Origin of the sequence: Pantoea sp. EABMAA-21, from assembly GCF_030053335.1 — a bacterium.
GTDB lineage: Bacteria > Pseudomonadota > Gammaproteobacteria > Enterobacterales > Enterobacteriaceae > Pantoea > Pantoea communis.
This window is the reverse complement of record NZ_JASGBX010000039.1, coordinates 1-1,725: the sequence shown is the minus strand read 5'-3', so window position 1 is coordinate 1,725 and position 1,725 is coordinate 1. Positions and strand designations below refer to the sequence as shown.

The 1,725-nt window shown below is 53.0% G+C and carries 1 rRNA gene; it reads right to left on the bottom strand.

Features of this window, described 5'->3' with window-relative positions:
• Nucleotides 1-16 precede the first annotated feature (16 nt).
• A 16S ribosomal RNA gene (locus QMZ65_RS25125) occupies nt 17-1,556 on the bottom strand.
• Nucleotides 1,557-1,725: the final 169 nt, after the last annotated feature.

The following is a 1,725-nucleotide window of genomic DNA, read 5'->3' as shown; positions in this document are numbered from 1 at the left end:
GGAAGGTATCTTCAGGTAAGGAGGTGATCCAACCGCAGGTTCCCCTACGGTTACCTTGTTACGACTTCACCCCAGTCATGAATCACAAAGTGGTAAGCGCCCTCCCGAAGGTTAAGCTACCTACTTCTTTTGCAACCCACTCCCATGGTGTGACGGGCGGTGTGTACAAGGCCCGGGAACGTATTCACCGTAGCATTCTGATCTACGATTACTAGCGATTCCGACTTCATGGAGTCGAGTTGCAGACTCCAATCCGGACTACGACGCACTTTATGAGGTCCGCTTGCTCTCGCGAGGTCGCTTCTCTTTGTATGCGCCATTGTAGCACGTGTGTAGCCCTACTCGTAAGGGCCATGATGACTTGACGTCATCCCCACCTTCCTCCAGTTTATCACTGGCAGTCTCCTTTGAGTTCCCGGCCGGACCGCTGGCAACAAAGGATAAGGGTTGCGCTCGTTGCGGGACTTAACCCAACATTTCACAACACGAGCTGACGACAGCCATGCAGCACCTGTCTCAGAGTTCCCGAAGGCACCAAAGCATCTCTGCTAAGTTCTCTGGATGTCAAGAGTAGGTAAGGTTCTTCGCGTTGCATCGAATTAAACCACATGCTCCACCGCTTGTGCGGGCCCCCGTCAATTCATTTGAGTTTTAACCTTGCGGCCGTACTCCCCAGGCGGTCGACTTAACGCGTTAGCTCCGGAAGCCACGCCTCAAGGGCACAACCTCCAAGTCGACATCGTTTACGGCGTGGACTACCAGGGTATCTAATCCTGTTTGCTCCCCACGCTTTCGCACCTGAGCGTCAGTCTTTGTCCAGGGGGCCGCCTTCGCCACCGGTATTCCTCCAGATCTCTACGCATTTCACCGCTACACCTGGAATTCTACCCCCCTCTACAAGACTCTAGCCTGCCAGTTTCGAATGCAGTTCCCAGGTTAAGCCCGGGGATTTCACATCCGACTTGACAGACCGCCTGCGTGCGCTTTACGCCCAGTAATTCCGATTAACGCTTGCACCCTCCGTATTACCGCGGCTGCTGGCACGGAGTTAGCCGGTGCTTCTTCTGCGGGTAACGTCAATCGATGAAGCTATTAACTCCATCGCCTTCCTCCCCGCTGAAAGTACTTTACAACCCGAAGGCCTTCTTCATACACGCGGCATGGCTGCATCAGGCTTGCGCCCATTGTGCAATATTCCCCACTGCTGCCTCCCGTAGGAGTCTGGACCGTGTCTCAGTTCCAGTGTGGCTGGTCATCCTCTCAGACCAGCTAGGGATCGTCGCCTAGGTGAGCCATTACCCCACCTACTAGCTAATCCCATCTGGGCACATCCGATGGTGTGAGGCCCGAAGGTCCCCCACTTTGGTCCGAAGACGTTATGCGGTATTAGCTACCGTTTCCAGTAGTTATCCCCCTCCATCGGGCAGTTTCCCAGACATTACTCACCCGTCCGCCACTCGTCACCCAAGAGCAAGCTCTCTGTGCTACCGTTCGACTTGCATGTGTTAGGCCTGCCGCCAGCGTTCAATCTGAGCCATGATCAAACTCTTCAATTTAAAGTTTGATTTGCTGAAACAAGTTCAGCGATGCTCATCTGTAAAACGTCATAATGAATTTCATTATGTGTTCACTCGTGAGACTTGATATTTTTTACGTCCGGAGACGCTGATATCAATCCTGCGAGTGCCCACACAGATTGTCTGATAAATTGTTAAAGAGCGGTGC